The organism is Treponema bryantii NK4A124 (genome assembly GCF_000421345.1).
GTDB lineage: Bacteria > Spirochaetota > Spirochaetia > Treponematales > Treponemataceae > Treponema_D > Treponema_D bryantii_B.
The window spans coordinates 1-17,088 of the sequence record NZ_ATWV01000018.1 but is presented as its reverse complement, the minus strand read 5'-3'; the positions used below and the strand labels follow the sequence as shown (position 1 = coordinate 17,088).

Genomic DNA, 17,088 nt, shown 5'->3' with positions numbered 1-17,088 from the left:
TTTATGGGGGGTGCGTCCCCCTGCTCATCTTTACCATTCCTTAAAATCGCTGTAAAATTATAGTCTCACTAAAAATCAATTTTATAAGGGAAAAAAGATGAAACAACTTATGTTGGGTAACGCTGCGGCGGCTCGTGGTTTGTTTGAGGCTGGCTGCGAGGTTATTTCGAGTTATCCGGGAACTCCTAGTACGGAGATTACTGAGGAAGCTGCAAAGTTTAAAGAAATCTATTGTGAATGGGCACCGAACGAAAAGGTTGCTCTTGAGTCGGCTTTTGGTGCCTGTCTGGCTGGCCGCCGTGCCTTCTGTGGTATGAAGCACGTTGGTCTCAATGTTGCTGCCGACCCTCTTTATACAATGAGTTATACTGGCGTTAATGCCGGTCTTGTTATTGGTGTAGCTGATGATCCTGGAATGCATTCGAGTCAGAACGAGCAGGATTCAAGACATCATGCTATTGCTTCAAAGGTTCCTATGCTTGAACCTTCTGATGCTGATGAAGCCCGCCGCTTTGCCGCAATGGCTTTTGAAATCAGTGAGAAATTTGATACTCCGGTTTTGTACAAGATGTGTACCCGCGTTGCTCACAGTCAGAGCATTACTGAGCCTGCAGAACGCGTCGTCCCAGAGCACAAGGCTTACGAAAAGACAATTTCAAAATATGTAATGGCTCCTGCAAACGCAATCAAGCGCCATCCTTTTGTTGAACAGAGAATGAAGGATCTGGAGAAGTGGAGTGAGACAAGTGGTGTGAATAGAATTGAGAAGTCTACTGAGGTGGTTTCGATACGCCCTGCGGGCTACTCAACCACCGATACCACCGTACAGTCTGATAAGGTTGGTATCATCACTTCGTCAACATCATATCAGTATGTGAAGGAAGTGCTTGGCGACAGCGTAAATATTTTGAAGCTTGGAATGGTAAATCCTCTTCCTGCTGATATGATCCGCAAGTTTGCTGAAGGCCTTGAAAAGCTGATTGTTGTGGAAGAGCTGGATCCTATTATTGAAACTTTTGTCCGCGGACTTGGCCTTAAGTGTGAGATTCACGGAAAAGATATGTTCCCGATTTGCGGCGAGTTCAGCCAGAATCTTGTGGCTGCCGCTTTTGGAAAGGATGTTCCACAGGGTAAAAAACTTGACGGAGTTCAGATTCCTGTTCGCCCTCCAATCATGTGTGCAGGTTGTCCTCACCGCGGTATGTTCTATGCACTCAACAAACTTAAGGTAACTGTATTTGGTGATATCGGATGTTATACTTTGGGCTCGGTTGCGCCTCTGTCTGCTATGGATGTTACTTTGTGTATGGGAGCAAGCTTCAGCGGACTTCACGGCTGGAACAAGGCTGGCGGCGCAGACAACGAGAAAAAGTCTGTTGCTGTAATTGGTGACTCTACATTCATGCATTCAGGTATGACAGGTCTTGCAACAATTGCTTACAATCAGTCTAACTCAACTGTAATCGTGCTTGATAACTCAATTACTGGTATGACTGGCCATCAGCAGAATCCTACTACAGGAAAGAACCTTTATGGCGACCCTGCCGGCCGTGTAGACCTTGAAGCTCTGGCCCGCGCTATGGGAATTAATAGAGTTCGTGTAGTTGACCCTTACAACATTGCTGAGTGTGAGACAGCTGTTCGCGAAGAGCTCGAAGTTGCAGAGCCAAGCCTGATTATCAGCCGCAGACCATGTGCACTTCTTAAGGAAGTAAAGCACAATCCTCCGCTGGTAGTTGACCAGGATAAGTGTAAGAGCTGCAAAATGTGTATGAAGATTGGCTGTCCGGCAATTTCTATGAAGGGCGGAAAGGCTAAGATTGATGCGACACTTTGTGTTGGCTGTGGTGTTTGTAGTCAGATGTGTAAATTCGGAGCGCTATAATGGTAAAAAATATAATGATAGTTGGCGTGGGCGGACAGGGTGCTTTGCTTGCGTCTAAAACTTTGGGACAGGTTCTGCTTGATGCGGGCTATGATGTAAAGGTTAGCGAGGTTCACGGAATGAGCCAGCGCGGCGGTTCGGTTGTTACTTATGTTCGCTACGGCGACAAGGTTTATTCACCAATCGTTGATAAGGGAGAGGCTGATTTTATTGTTTCTTTTGAGCTGCTTGAGGCTGCCCGCTACACTGAATGGCTTAAGACTGACGGACAGATTGTTGTAAATACTCAGAAGATTGATCCTATGCCTGTAATTACCGGCGCGGCTGAGTATCCTGAGGATCTGGTTGGCAAGATGGGGGAGGCAGGAATTAAGGTTGATGCCCTTGATTGTCTCACTCTTGCTGAGCAGGCCGGAACTGCAAAATCAGTAAATATCGTTTTGATGGGACGTCTTTCCCGCTACATGGACTTCCCGGTAGATGCCTGGATGGCTGCTATTGAAAAGCTGGTTAAGCCACAGTTCCTTGAGATGAACAAAAAAGCATTTATGCTTGGTCGTGGTGAATAGATTGCCACGTCGCCTTTCGGCTCCTCGCAATGACGAGCCCGAAGGGCGTGGCAATCCATAATTTCCTTTACAATTTGATTATTGGGTGTATAATTATAGTAGGGGAAATTACCTATGGAAGAAGAAATAATTGATAGTTCTTTCTTTTCAGAGGATCTTGAAGAAAAAAGTTCAATTGATGTAAGAAAGACAGGTTTTGAAAATTCATTTAATGAAAGACAGATTGGTTCAATTGTAATGACCATTGAACCGGTTAGCAGTCGTGCCAGCCTGGATGTAGTGCTGGAAATGTTTGAGCAGCAGCCGGACCTTACTGCCGTTCCAATAGAAAGAGATGATGCAGTAGTCGGAGTTGTAGAACGAGATGTAATCGAAAAGAACAAGGCCTCGGGCTTTAAGCTCTTTGCTTCAAAGACTTGTGGAGATTATCTTAAAGAAAGTCCTTTCACATTAAACTGCAGCGACTTTATAGAAAAGGTTGCCGCAAAAGTTAATGATGCTGCAATTAAATCAGAATTCAAACATCTTGTAGTTCTTCTCAATAACCGAAGTTTTTACGGAATTGTTTCAATTGCAAAAATGAATGCAAAACTGGAAGAACTCCGCGCCCAGGATATGGAAAAGGCAGCGGCAATTCAGCAGAACATGCTTAAAAAGAATTCAGATGCTAAGAAGTTTCCTTTTGATGTATGCATCTGGAACCGCATGGCCAATGCTGTTGGCGGCGACTATTATGTTGCAAAGGAGCTTTGCGAAGGCCGCTATGTAATCGGCTGCTTTGATGTTTCAGGAAAAAATGTTTCGGCCTCTCTTCTTACCGTAACTCTTGGTTCAATTTTCTCTATGCTTTCTTTGCAGGATTCTTCAAATCTTGCACCATCCCAGCTGGTTGTAATGCTGGATAACTTCTTAAAAGAGATTGTTCCGGTTGGAAACTTTATTACCGGTGCTGTCTGCTATGTTGATTATAAGGCAAAGTCGGTAAGCGTTTATAACTGCGGTCATACAAATGTTTTTGCATACCTGAAGGATGATGCGGGTAAGGGCCGCGTTGCAACTCTTGCTCCGACCTTACCTCCTTTTGGAATGGGCGCGGTAGCAGATGCAATTACCGGCGAAAAGAAAGGTGCCTACAAAATGCCTATGAAGCCAGGTCTGCAGATAGATTTATATTCAGACGGATTTACTGATATGCAGAGTGATGACGGCGAGCGCTACGACGAGCCTCGTACAAAAGCCTTCTTTGGCGAACTTTTCAACACAGATGTCTACTCCGCAGAAAAGACAATTGAAAAGACTGTTACGGATTGGATCGGTCAGGCCCTCCTTCCAGATGACATAACGGTTATGAATGTGAGATTCTAGAAATATGTCATTCCCTGGCTTGACCAGGGAATCTAGACAGGATAGTGATGCCTAGATTGTCCGGTCAAGCCGGACAATGACAAGCATTTATAATTTTTTGTTTTAGTCTTTACATTCTGACTATGTAGTGATAATATTAAGTATATGTTAAGAAATTTAGGCTCGCTTAAGAGCTTTGTCTTTTCCTTTAATACTTTCTTTTTCGCCTAAGGGCGAACTTCTCTTATCTTTTTGTGCAATGCGTTCATTGAACAGTGCACGGTAACGAATCCATAACATTATAAATAAAAACAGACGGTGGTTTCGATACACCCGCTTTGCGGGCACTCAACCACCGGTAAAACTGTGAATACGGTGGTTGAGTGTCCGAAGGACGTATCGAAACCACCGTTGAACGAGGAACATATGAATTTAAAATATTATCAGAAAGAATCAGAATGTATGCCATTGGAGCAGCTTCGTAAGCTTCAGGGCGAGAGACTGGCAAAAAACTTCCGCCATGTTTATGAAAATGTTGAATACTACAGAAAGCGCTGCGAAGAAGCGGGCGTTACTCCGGATGATATTAAGGGGCTTGATGACCTTGATAAAATCCCATTCACCTGCAAGGATGACCTTCGCGCAACATATCCTTATGGGCTTTTCGCAGTTCCAATGAGCAAGGTTGTGCGCATCCACGCTTCATCGGGTACAACCGGAAAGCAGATTGTTGTAGGCTACACAAAAGAAGACCTGGACATCTGGGATGATTGTACTGCCCGTCAGCTGGTAGCAATCGGCTGTGATGAAAATGACATTGCCCAGAATGCTTACGGTTACGGACTTTTCACAGGTGGCTTTGGTGTTCACGGTGGTGCGACAAAGCTTGGTATTCAGGTTATTCCAATTTCGAGCGGTAACACTCAGCGCCAGATTACCTTCATGCAGGATTTGAAATCAACTATTCTTTTCTGTACACCTAGCTACGCCGCTTACCTTGGCGAAACTCTTAAAGAGATGGGACTCACTCCGGATGATATTCACCTTAAAGCCGGTATTTTTGGTGCTGAGCCTTGGACAGAAGAAATGCGCCGCGACATCGAAAAATCCCTTGGAATCAAGGCCTACGATATTTACGGTCTTACCGAGGTTATGGGGCCTGGTGTTGCTTATGAATGTTCTGAGCAGGCCGGTATGCACGTAAACGAAGACCACTTTATTATAGAAACAATTGATCCGAAAACCGGAAAGCGCCTGCCAGACGGCGAGAAGGGAGAACTTGTATTCACTGCAATCACAAAGCAGGCTTTCCCTCTTATGCGTTTCCGTACAAAGGATATCGGCGTTCTCAACCGTGCTCCTTGTGCCTGCGGTCGTACCTTTGTGCGCATGAGTAAGCCAATGGGACGAACTGATGATATGCTTATCATCCGCGGAGTTAACGTATTCCCAAGCCAGATTGAGGGTGTTCTTATGCAGAACGGTTATCCTGCAAACTACGAGATTCACGTTGGCCGCGTAAACAACACAGATACCTTCGAAATCAAGGTTGAAATGACAGCAGAAAAGTTCAGCGATGTGGTTTCTGAAGTAAACAAGGCAGAAAAGCAGCTTGAGGCCGCATTGCTCAGCGTTCTTCAGATTAAGGCTAAGGTTACTCTGGTGGCACCAAAGAGCATTGCCCGCTCAGAAGGAAAGGCTAAGCGAGTAATTGATACTCGTAAATTACACGACTAGGAGACTCATATGACAATAGAACAGATTTCAATTTTTATCGAAAACAGAAAGAATGCACTGGCAGAATTTACAAACGTTCTGGCAACACATAACATCAATATGCGGGCAATGAGCCTTGCAGATACAAGCGACTTTGGAATTGCGCGAATCATCGTGGACGATGCCGCTGCGGTGCAGGGAGCTCTTGAGCGCTCTCATTACATTGTAAAGGTAACTTCTGTAATTGCGATTGAGATTCCAGATGAAGCAGGCAGCCTCAACCGCATTCTTAAGATTCTTGCAGATAACGGCCGCAACGTTGAGTACATGTACGGCTTTACCGGACGCAAGTCCGGCTCGGCTTATATGATTATCCGCTGTACTGATGTGCCGGAAACAGAGAAGGTGCTGGAGAAGGCAGGAATCAGAATGATTGGTCAGAAGGATCTGGCTGAGATTTAAAATCTTTTTAAAACAATAGCATCTGCGGGGCAGATTTCGTGGCAGCAGAAGCAGTGCAGGCATTTTGATTTGTCTGCAAGGCGGGCCGTGGAGTCTGTCCCGTTCATTTTTATGATGTGGGCCGGGCAGATCTGTTCGCAGCGGCGGCACTTTTTGCACTTTCTGGCATTAAAGTGCGGCGTTTTCATAAGAAGCTTTTTGGCCAGAAAGTTTATTACCCCCGGCATCTGATTAGACAGAGCTTTAGAGTCCCTTACAATGCGGAAGCTTGTAGAACGGCAGGCCTCTTCCGCCGCGCCGCTCGTTGTAATTTCCGCCGGCGAGTTCAACCAGATGCCGCGCCTCAGCGCATCCTCGAGATTCAAAACATTGTGGGGGTTGTAACCAACGAGTTCCGCACACTTCCAGTCGAGCGCCAGAATATTATCCGAGGCGGCGAGAAAACCGAGTTGAATAGGATCTCCGCTTCCCGGTCCTCCCGGCCCGTCCATTCCTACAATTGCGTCCATAATTGCGTAGCCGGGCTTTGCGGCTACAACAAGGTCTGTGAGGAAGGCCGCAAAATCTTCCTTCTTTGAAAAGCGGTAATGACAGCCGGCTTTTTCAAGACCAATCATCAGCCCAAAAAGATTTTTCATGGCGCCGGTGTAGGCCATAAGCTGATGGCTTTTGAGCTTTGAAAGGGAAACTACAATATCAGCTTCCAGAAACTGCCTGGCAAAATCAAGATTTTTTACGACTTTTCCGTCCGGGCAGGGCACACTCACGTGCTCCTTAAAATCAGCCCATTCTCCGCCGTTATTAATTACCTGCTCGTACATGCCTGTAGCCTTAGCGGCAGTAGCAGAGCCCGCAATGGCAGGCGACTCTCCCGCAATTACGCGGGCCGCACCCAATTCCTTAAAGGCACGCACAGCGGCCCCTACAACTACGGGGTGAGTACAAACGGCAAGCTCAGGCGCTTTAGGATAAAGAATGTTAGGCTTAAGCAGAACGGTTTTTCCGCGTACATCCGGCGGCGGTACCAGCTCCAGCAGCTTTTTTACGCAGGTGAGAACTTTTTCAAAATCATATTCATCGCACTTTTGCAGCGCAACGGTTTTGGTCATAAGAATAATTATAAAACGACAAGTTCAATAATGCAACGTCAATGAGATGGATTGCCACGGCCTTTTGCCTCGCAATGACAAGGGCAGTCTTTTTTGTTATACTTAGACTTAAGGAGTTTTTAATGCGCAAAGTTGTAGTTACCGGATTGGGTTGCGTTTCTTCTGTTGGAAACGATGTAAAAACTGCATGGGAAAATGTAAAAAACGGAAAGAGTGGAATCACAAAAATCACACTGTTTGATGCATCTCAGCATCAGGTTCAGATTGCAGGCGAAGTTAAAGATTTTGATATAAACAATTATGGAGTAGACCGCAAACTGGCCCGCAAAATGAGCCGCATGAGCAAGTTCCTGCTTGGTGCCAGCATCGAAGCTGCAAACGACTCGGGACTTACCCCTGAAAATCTTAAAGATGAAAAAGCCGGAATTGTAACAGGTGTTGGAATCGGACTTTCTGATGACCTGGAAACTGCCTATAAAAAATATCTGGACCCGGCAAGCGGAGTAGACCGCATTCCTCCTCTTACAGCACCTTTTGTTTTGAATAACGAGGCTTCTGCCGGTGTTGCAATGCACTTTGGAATTATGGGCCCTTCATGGACCCTTTCTACAGCCTGTGCTTCCGGTACAGATGCCCTGGGACTTTCGCTTGATATGATTCGCAGCGGCCGCCTCGACCTTTGTTTTGCCGGCGGTGTAGATGCAAATCTTACCGGTTTTAATATCGGCTGTTACCAGGCTCTGGGTGCCCTTACAAATAAGTTTAATGATGCACCGGAAAAGGCCAGCCGTCCTTTTGACAAAGACCGCTCAGGCTTTGTAATGGCAGAAGGTTCTGCTGTTCTGATTCTGGAAGAGTACGAGCATGCAAAGGCCCGCGGTGCAAAGATTTATGCCGAACTTGCAGGTTATGGTTCAAGCTCAGATGCTTATCACATCACAGCCCCTCGCGAGGATGGAAGTGGTGGTGCTCTTGCAATGAAGCGTGCTTTCGAAGATGCTGGCATGCAGCCAGCTGATGTTCAGTACTACAATGCCCACGGAACTTCTACAGCAGCAAACGACACAGCAGAAACTGCAATGATTAAATCAGTTTTTGGCGAGGCTGCAAAGTCGCTTCACATCTCTTCTACTAAGAGTGAGATTGGTCACATGGTTGGCGCGGCTGGTTCCATTGAAGCAATTATGTGCATTAAGGCAATGGAAGATTCTTTTGTTCCGCCTACAATCAATCTGGAAAACCCAGACCTGGAACACGGCTGCGATCTGGACTACACTCCAAACAAGGGAGTTGCCTGCGAAATTAAAGCAAGTGCCAGCTGTTCACTCGGCTTTGGCGGACACAATGGCTGTGTAATTCTCAAAAAACTGTAATTAGAAAAATCATTTGACTTCTATATAAAATCTGAGACAATTATTATGAGTAATTAATTTGTCTGATGGAGGTCAATATGAAGTTTTTCTATAAGCATTACAGACTTTTTATTTTCATTCTTTTTTCTTTCTTATTAATTTCATGTAATGCAAATTCCAGATATAGTGTCGGCGATATTGTTCTGGATGACGGCACTGTTTTAGCTCCTTCGGATTTTGATGCCTATAAAGGTAATTCAAAACCGATGGCCGTAATTTTTTCTACAAGCGGCGGACATGAGGAAAACTCTTCCAGGGTATTAGGAGTGGGATTAAATCCTTCTGAGCCGCTTAAATTTACTCCTACAACTTCAAAAGGATATATCACAAATATTCTTGCGAATCAGACTATTATTGTTGCCCAGGAATATAGTATAGCTGAAGGCCAGTATAATAACGGTGGCTTTTTTGGTTTGATAGACGGTCGAAAAGCCTGGAAGAATATTGGCCTTTATGATGATAATGCAAAAAAATCCTTTGCTGATTATCCGGCTTATGACTATGCAGTAAATTACGGAATAAATAATAATCTTAAAAAATACAAAAATGGCTGGTATCTTCCAACCGCTTCGGAAGCTTATGAACTTGCAGAAACTCTTGAGGCAGTTCAGCCTTCAGTAAAAAAATGTGGAGCGGCAGAGTTGAAGTCAATTATCTGGACTTCATCACAAAACTATGGCGCACAAGAAAATGAGTTTGTAGTTGATTTGCATGATGCAAGCGTGGACATCGGATTCAAAGAAATGGAATATGCTGTCTACAGTATTTATTGTTTTGCGGATTAAGGAAGGAGGAATCTTATGAGAAAGCACTGTTTGTTTCTTTTCTTTGTGTCAGTTTTATTTTTTAGTTGTGATTTATTGGTTGGATTACCTGATCGTGATGATGATGATTCTGCTCTCGCCTCTGTTAGAAGTATCCGTTCAATAATGAACCGTTCTGATGTAGAGAGAATGATGTTTATGGGCGGCTCAATGTTGTATAGTCCTAAGGATTCAAATGCAAATCAACTTGGAAAGGGTGTTATAGTTTCTGTACGAATCGGTGAAGTTGAAAAGTATGATCTTGGAAATGGAGAATATGGATATAGAAATTCAAAACTCAACTACGAACTTGGTTTTATAGAAATAGATTCAATCTCCAGATCAGAAATTTCATTCAGCTATTACAAGTTTCCTTCTAATGAATCTGGTCATTATGTTTCTGCCGGAGGATTTACCCTTGAAGCTGGTGATACAGCAGATCTAAATGGAGATGGTTTTGCTGATATTAAATATTCAAAACCAGATCCAGGCCGTAATGGATATAAGGAAAATATGTGGCTTACTTTTTTAAGTGATGTTGAAAGAGCAAACTCTTCCACAATGTTCTCTGTTATTCCAATTCAGTATTCCAGAGGTGTATATCCGAATGGACTTCTTGGTATAAATCCAGATGGTCAGTTTATTATTAATAAGTATGATGTTGGTACTAACAACCGTTCGTTAGTATCAGATGTTTCGTATGGAGATTATGTCCTTGATACAGAGGAGAATACTATAGCTAGATTTATTGGAGGAAATAGAAGTTCCCGTTCTGCTGCCCGAAGTATTATAGATGGTGAGTTGGAAGAAGTAGAACAGATTTCTTCTAATTCTACACCAGAGGAATTTGAATTTAAGGCAAATGAATTTACTGATGAGTTTAATATTAATACTCTGCTTTCTGTTATGCCTTCAAGTATTGTAAAGGAAAACTATTCTGGTCGCAGTATTGCCGAAAATGTTGTGTATTTGAATCACTTGATTCGTGAATCATCTTTCCTTGAAAGGCTTGTAGCTGCTAATTCTGGCCATGCTGTAGATGAAATTCGTAATGAATTACTGGGAGCACCAATTGCGGGTGAGGTTGAAAGAGTTCTTTTTTGCCGACATGCCTTGGCTCTTATTTACCCAGACAGCTGTCCTGATGTGAATCTTTTTTCTCAGACTTTGAGTAATATAATTCCATGGCTCTACATTGATTTTGGAGATGTAATTCAGCAGGCTACTCAAGAAGATGAAGAAGCTGAAAGAACTGCCGCAAGATCTGTAGTAAGAAGCGTTTCGCCAGCCCCAGCGCCTGTTCCGGCACCAGTTCCAACTTCCGGCAGGCCAACAAATGGTGGCCTTAGTGATGGAAGAGGACAAGATTATGAAATAGGTGATTTGAACCTTCCATCCTGGTCAGATAATCTGGAAATCAGAAGCTATCAGAGAGAAGCTGCGCTAAAACATGCAAAAGAAAGAGAAACAAAAGTAGATTCTTATGTAGACTACGAGATAAAGCGTGATGCAATTGAGAAATATTTCTCTCAGCTTTACAGTTATAATTTTGCTCCTTTGCTTGCAACTCTTACAGGACAGCAGTGGATTAAGGATATCGTTAAAAGCACAAAGACAGACTTAAGCATTGGAATTGGTGGTGGAATTAGTTTTGCAAATTCCAATCCTAGTGTAAATATTAAGATGGGAGTTTTGATTAAGTTTGAGCTTGAGAATAAAATTACTTTCAATGTTTCTTCAACATCCTTTTTTGCCGATAGTGCTCCGGAAAAGAAAAGCGTAAGAGAACTTCAGGAAAAGTTTAATGAGAAATTCCCAGACGGACATTACAGCACAGAAGAGGTAAAAGACTATCTTGATACAATGAGCAAGATGGACCTTAAGGATGAGCTTGGACTTGACAGCTGGGTATTTGATGCTTCTGATAAACTTCAAAAATCATCTTATAAAAATGGTATCAGGCCTTCCAAAGATGCTAAGGCTACTCACCAGCGTATACAGCCGGTTCCGGCATTGCCACTTGTTCTTACCATTGATGCCCGTTTTGATATTTTGTTTAAGACTGCTGCCGTGGTTGAACTTGATAACCTTTCTGTATGTGGAATCTACATGACTGTGTTTGACTGTAAGGCCGGCATAAACTGGGGCTTTAGAAAAAAGTATTCTGGTATTCCTGATCCGACAACTTTCTATTGTAATACTTATGCATCAGCAGAAACTATCAGCGAGAATGCGGGCTTTGCAGGAATTACAAGCCGAGACCCTAAGCAGTTTAAGATTGGTGGAGGCGTAAAGTTTACAATTGTACCAACGGCTGAGTTCCGTTTGGGGGGCGGAATCGGTTATGACGTTCTTGGTGCAGGGGCCGATGTTACTTTAGGTGGAAAGGTTGATTTCTTTGCTCCTCTTAGTGCTTATTTAGGCTTGGCTTATACATTGCTTCTGGATCCGGTGATTATTCTTGATATGGATATGGATGCAGGCTTCAGTTACAGTGGGGACGTTCAGTTCTGTCTGGATCCGCCGCTACTTTCAAAGAAGTACTGGAATTATGATATTCCAGGATTAAAAGACCAGAAGGTATGGCAGATTTTCCGATTAAGGCTTGAGAATGGTGAAATTGTAAAGAGTGAAGGACCGAAACTGAAGGGCTGACAGGGCATCCTTGTTTTAAATGACACTTTTTGATAAAATGTAAAATAGATATTCGGGTCAAGCCCGAATATGACAAACAATGTCATTGTCGGGCTTGACCCGACAATCTATTTAAAGGAGTTATCACTATGATTATCAAACCAATGGTTCGTTCGAACATGTGTCTTAACGCTCACCCTATTGGATGCGCTAAAGAAGTTGAAAATCAGATTGCATACGTAAAGGCTCAGAAGGCTAAGCGCGGAACAAAGAGCTTGAAAGAGGGCGGAAATGGTCCTAAGTTCGTACTCGTGCTCGGCTGTTCTACAGGCTACGGATTGGCTAGCCGCATTTCTGCTGCATTCGAATACGGCGCAGATACAATCGGTGTTTCTTTTGAAAAGGCCGGAACTGAAACTAAGGGTGGAACTCCTGGCTGGTATAACAACCTCGCATTTGACCGCGCTGCAAAGGCAGAAGGGCTTTTTACAGAAACTTTCTCTGCTGACGCTTTCAGCCACGAAACACGCAAAATGATTATCGAAGAAGCAAAGAAGGCCGGTAAGAAGTTTGACCTTATTGTTTACTCACTCGCTTCTCCTGTTCGCTCTGACCCGGACAAGATTGACCCTAACAGCCCAACTGGTGCTCACGTTTTGTATAAGTCTGTCATTAAGCCAATTGGTAAAACTTATGCTGGTCTTGGTATTGATATTTTGACAGACTCTCTTAAGGAGAGTGCCGCAGAGCCTGCTAACGAAGAAGAAATTGCAAACACTGTGAAGGTTATGGGCGGTGAAGACTGGAAGCTCTGGATTGACCAGTTGAGCGCTGCAGGCGTTCTTGCAGAAGGTTGCCGTACAGTTGCTTATTCGTACATCGGACCAGAGTTGAGCCACGCTATTTACCGCGACGGAACAATCGGTCAGGCTAAAAAGCACCTTGAAGCAACAGCTCATGAATTGAATGACAAACTTGCTAAGGAGCTCGGCGGTGCCGCTTACGTTTCTGTAAACAAGGGACTTGTTACACGCTCAAGCGCAGTTATCCCAATCATCTCTCTCTACCTTTCAATCCTCTTCAAGGTTATGAAGGCTAAAGGAACTCACGAAGGTTGTATCGAACAGATGGAACGCCTTTTTGCAGAACGCCTTTACACAGGCGAAAACAACGCCGCAGGCAAGGTTCCTGTTGATGAAGAAAACCGCATCCGTGTAGACGACCTGGAAATGCAGCCGGATGTTCAGGCAGAAGTTGATAAGCTTATGGCTAAGGTAAACAACGACAACATCAAGGAAATCTGCGACCTCGCAGGTTACAAGCACGACTTCTACGCAACAAACGGATTTGACGTTGCAGGCGTAGATTACACTGCAGATGTTGCAAGAATGGACCAGATTTAGACATAAATAAATTGTCATGCTGAACTTGTTTCAGCATCTGCCAGAAAATCCCCCTTTTCAGTATGGAGAGGGGGATCTTTTTTTAATCTACTATTGATACCATCTTACATAATCAACTTCAAACTGTGCATCTGTTAAACTTGCAGCATGTTCTGTATTACCCAAATCTCCACCAATTGCTAAATTTAACAAAATGTAAAAATTCTGATTATACGGCCAGTTTTCTGTTGTTCCATCACTGTTGTATGAATCCTTTTTAACTCCATCAATGTACAGTGTGATTCTTTCTTCTGTCCAAAGAACTGCACAGGTATGCCATTCAGAAGATAAGTTTTCAATTGTTTTAGAACCGATACTAATACCAGCATCTGCATGATGTCCTCTGGCATGTAAAGTTCCAAAAACTTTACCATCACCAAATGTTGATGGAGCATTTTCCATAATATCTATTTCTCCACAAGCAGGCCAAGTTACATTACCAAAATTTTCACCAAGCATCCAGAATGCTGGCCATGCACCTTTCTTATCTGTAATCTTCATTCTTGCTTCTATATAGCCATATTTCAGATTTGTTTTAGAATTAATACGTGCACTTTTCCATTCATCGTTTTCCTTAAAAGCTTTTATTTTTAAGGTACCATCGCTGACAACTGTAGTTCTGCCATCATCAATATAATTCTGAAGCTCATGATTTCCCCAGCCTGAAGCGCCTGTCTCATACTTCCATTTTGATGTATCAAGAGAAGTTCCGTCAAATTCATCTTGCCAAACTATCTCAAAATCATTCAGGTTAATTGTCTCTATTACAGGTTCATGTGGAACTATATAAATATGATCTATATAGAAGACCTGATTTGAATCTGAAGAAAAAGCAATGCTGTTCATAGAACTTTCACCCGTCATAGTCTTGAAAACCGAATACCAGTCCCATAAATCTGGCCACTTAACTGTCTGAGGAATGTCGCCATTTGCTCCAGGATGATGAGCAAATTTAAAATTATTATTTGCATAAACACTCAAATAGATAATTGATGCCTCTGGGAAATTAAAAGTTTCTGTTAAATTCCCCACAAACGCTTTATCGTTACCCGAGCCTAATTCATATTTTTTTACAGTCTTTCCATCTACCGTTACATTTGATAAAGTTGCATTTCCCCATACTGCTGTATTATTAATTTTATCTATGCCCTTATCAGAATCAAAAATAACCAATGCATTCTCGGGAATATTAACGGTAGTACGAGTTACTGGAAAAGCCGGGTTATCAGCTGGTTCACTGTCGCTGTCGTCGTTTGAACCATCGTCAGTTACGCTGTCATTGTCCGTGTTCGACCCACTGTCTGTTCCACTATCATTTCCCTTGTTAGAATCACCCTTATCGGTATCGTTAGGAATATCAATACTTTCTGAATTTGTTTCATCAGCTGTAGTAGAGGCAATATCACAAGAAACGTATGTGAAAGAAAACAAAAGAGAAGCCACAATTAAAATGAATAGTAATTTAGTTTTTTTCAAAGTTATATTCTTTAATTTCATGGCTGTAGTATAAACGGGGGGTGATAGTTAGAAAAGTTTGATAATTTTCTAAATGGTGCATATTTTTCGGGTAGGGGAGCTTATCTCCTTCCAAATAAGCTTTATTGCCCCATGCGATTTTTGTTAAATTGACTTATTTGTCATTTAATTTTTTTGTTATAAGTTATTTTTATGTTGCTAATTTCTATCTAATAAGTGATAATTAAATATCATTTAAAGTAGGAGTATAAAAATGATAAAGAAATTCAAAAAGACAATGGCCTTTTTTCTTATTGCTTCGTTTTTCGCAGGCTTTGCAACAGCTGCTTCTAAAACAGCAACGATATATTCAAGTTTAGAGGAAGCAACTTCAGATGCTTCAATAAAAGAAGTTTCGGTTGGAAAAACTGTCAAAAGTGAATTTAACTCAAAAAAATGCATAATCGTACATGATGAAAAACTTGATAAGGATATTCCCGTTATTCTCTATAAGGTAAAGTTTGAGGAAGGAAAAACTTATTCTATAGTTTTTAAATCTAATCCAAATGGTGTTGTAGGATTAAATCCGGAAAAAAAATCGGTTGTTATTCCAGAAATCTTTCTTTTTGATGAAAATAAAAATCAGATCAAAAATGTAAATTATGTTGGAGAAGCAAAAGCTCCGACAAACCTTGAAGCGGTTTTATACAAGGTTACTACTGACTGGGAAATCCAGACAAGCGGAACTTATTATCTTGGAGTAAAACCAGATTTGTCGGAAGATGTAGGTTTTGAATTTGATTATGGTGGAGGTAATGTTTTACCTTTCCGTACCACAACAGAGGGAAAGTTTAGTTTTGTAGTTCAGAATGGACCTTCTAAAAATACCGGTGCCGCAATCCCTAAGCCTGCAAATCCAAAATTGAAGAAAGCTGTTGCTGAAATACAAAAAGCGCAGCCTGCCAAAGGTGACACCTGGTATATGGATATTGAAGACGAGGTTGAAAGTAAGTATTCAGCATCTGCCTTCTATGCAAGTTCAATCTTCCTTATGCTGGATGAAAGACTTAATTTGAGTTCTGTAATGAATGATGAGCAGAAAGTTCAGTTTACCAGAGCTCTTGTAAAAGACCTTCCTGCTCTTGAAAAAGATACTGATGTTCGTGCAATTGTTGTCGGTGACAGATTTGCTGAACAGGGTGAACTTAGAAATCTTATAATTCTTATTTCAAAAGTTCAGCTTAAAAAAGGTGTAATTCCTGGTGTTGATTTTGGATATCTTTTCCAGACAAATGCAATGCTTACAACAAATAAAACAACTGGTGAAACAAATGCTATTTCAACTGGCTTTATGATTAACAGCAGCATTGATTATAATTTTATTGCTGTTCCTTTTGAAAATGGAATGCTTGTTACTTCCGGTAATTTGAATCTTGGAAAAGAAAGTTATAATGCTGAAATGTCTTTGATTGATAAGGGCAATCTGATTGATACTTTTGTTAAAGATGAAGTAATTGAAAATGATGCTGAAATTGAAGCAATTTATAAGGAGATTATTTCTTCAAAAGAAAATGAGCCTGTTACAAAGCTTGTTCTTGCTCCATTAAATTACGGTCTTTATCTTGCAAAAGAAGGAAAAGTCGCTGAGGCTGAGAAGCTCTGGAAGGGAATTGATGTTTCTAAACTTCCATCTGAAACAGATAAGGACAAAAATTCAATAGAATCATTAAAGACTATTTTTGATCGCGATATTCCGGATTTATTAACAATTCTTAAGAATTATTAATATTGCTTCTTTAAGCATATTTGGAAATTTGACGCCATAATTCTTTTGTGGTATATTTATGAAAAGGAAATGCCCGATTCAATTGGGTGTCTCCGCGTTATGGTTATAAAGCCGCCCGCTTTAGACACTTGAAGTGCACCCCAAAAGTTAGACATAAAGTTTAATTTTGGAGGTGCATTTTTTATGTCCAAATACACAGAAGCTTTTAAGATGTCAGTTATAAAAAAACATCTTGAAGAAGAAATACCTGTAAGGCAATTATCAAGAGATTTAGAAATTAATATCAGTTTGATAAAATTATGGGTAAAGAAATACAACACGAACGGATTCATTAATAAAAAATCAAAAACTACAGTTTTTAGTTCAGAATTCAAGCTAAAAGTATTAAACTATCAACAAGAATATAGTCTATCTGACAGAGAGACAGCAATAAAATTTGGAATAGCTGAACATGGAACTGTAGGTGCCTGG

General features: G+C 41.8%; 13 protein-coding genes. 11 read left to right on the top strand and 2 right to left on the bottom strand.

What is annotated here, in order from left to right:
* The first annotated feature begins 97 nt into the window (after window positions 1–97).
* From G626_RS0113770 to G626_RS0113750, 5 genes are all read left to right on the top strand, one after another.
* Entirely contained in the window at window positions 98–1,885 is a 1,788-nt protein-coding gene (locus tag G626_RS0113770) for a thiamine pyrophosphate-dependent enzyme (RefSeq protein ID WP_022933369.1), read from the top strand.
* The gene (locus G626_RS0113765; RefSeq protein WP_022933368.1) at window positions 1,885–2,454 is read left to right on the top strand and encodes an indolepyruvate oxidoreductase subunit beta; all 570 of its coding nucleotides are present in this window, start codon (window positions 1,885–1,887) and stop codon (window positions 2,452–2,454) included. Before G626_RS0113770 ends, G626_RS0113765 begins: the two co-directional genes overlap by 1 nt.
* Window positions 2,455–2,568: 114 nt before the next feature.
* Window positions 2,569–3,819, top strand: coding sequence for a SpoIIE family protein phosphatase (locus G626_RS0113760; protein WP_022933367.1), 1,251 nt, complete (start codon window positions 2,569–2,571; stop codon window positions 3,817–3,819).
* 405 nt (window positions 3,820–4,224) lie between these two features.
* A complete protein-coding gene (locus G626_RS0113755) occupies window positions 4,225–5,535 on the top strand; it encodes a phenylacetate--CoA ligase family protein (RefSeq protein ID WP_022933366.1) in 1,311 nt (436 codons plus the stop codon).
* A 9-nt stretch (window positions 5,536–5,544) separates the two neighbouring features.
* The gene (locus G626_RS0113750) at window positions 5,545–5,976 is read left to right on the top strand and encodes an ACT domain-containing protein (protein WP_022933365.1); all 432 of its coding nucleotides are present in this window, start codon (window positions 5,545–5,547) and stop codon (window positions 5,974–5,976) included.
* Here the strand turns inward: G626_RS0113750 and G626_RS0113745 are convergent.
* Window positions 5,973–7,085, bottom strand: coding sequence for a DUF362 domain-containing protein (locus G626_RS0113745; RefSeq protein ID WP_022933364.1), 1,113 nt, complete (start codon window positions 7,083–7,085; stop codon window positions 5,973–5,975). The two genes, G626_RS0113750 and G626_RS0113745, sit on opposite strands and share 4 nt — an antisense overlap.
* Before the next feature lie 122 nt (window positions 7,086–7,207).
* Between G626_RS0113745 and fabF the strand changes: the two genes are divergently transcribed.
* The 4 genes from fabF (at window position 7,208) to fabV (ending at window position 13,337) form a co-directional block, all read left to right on the top strand.
* Complete coding sequence (gene fabF / locus G626_RS0113740; RefSeq protein WP_022933363.1) at window positions 7,208–8,458, top strand: beta-ketoacyl-ACP synthase II; 1,251 nt, start codon at window positions 7,208–7,210, stop codon at window positions 8,456–8,458.
* A 77-nt stretch (window positions 8,459–8,535) separates the two neighbouring features.
* Window positions 8,536–9,282, top strand: a complete 747-nt coding sequence (locus G626_RS0113735; RefSeq protein WP_022933362.1) for a hypothetical protein — start codon at window positions 8,536–8,538, stop codon at window positions 9,280–9,282.
* 15 nt (window positions 9,283–9,297) lie between these two features.
* The gene (locus G626_RS0113730; RefSeq protein WP_022933361.1) at window positions 9,298–11,955 is read left to right on the top strand and encodes a hypothetical protein; all 2,658 of its coding nucleotides are present in this window, start codon (window positions 9,298–9,300) and stop codon (window positions 11,953–11,955) included.
* A 128-nt stretch (window positions 11,956–12,083) separates the two neighbouring features.
* Entirely contained in the window at window positions 12,084–13,337 is a 1,254-nt protein-coding gene (gene fabV / locus G626_RS0113725) for an enoyl-ACP reductase FabV (RefSeq protein WP_022933360.1), read from the top strand.
* 90 nt (window positions 13,338–13,427) lie between these two features.
* Here the strand turns inward: fabV and G626_RS17750 are convergent, their stop codons facing one another.
* On the bottom strand, window positions 13,428–14,873 hold the full coding sequence (locus G626_RS17750; protein ID WP_081647558.1) for a glycoside hydrolase family 16 protein: 1,446 nt from the start codon (window positions 14,871–14,873) through the stop codon (window positions 13,428–13,430).
* Window positions 14,874–15,105: 232 nt separating this feature from the next.
* Between G626_RS17750 and G626_RS0113715 the strand changes: the two genes are divergently transcribed.
* Together G626_RS0113715 and G626_RS0113710 are read left to right on the top strand one after the other, a co-directional pair.
* The gene (locus G626_RS0113715; protein WP_022933358.1) at window positions 15,106–16,617 is read left to right on the top strand and encodes a hypothetical protein; all 1,512 of its coding nucleotides are present in this window, start codon (window positions 15,106–15,108) and stop codon (window positions 16,615–16,617) included.
* A 183-nt stretch (window positions 16,618–16,800) separates the two neighbouring features.
* Window positions 16,801–17,088, top strand: a 288-nt coding sequence (locus tag G626_RS0113710; protein WP_022930733.1) for a transposase, incomplete at its 3' end; no start/stop codon positions are given.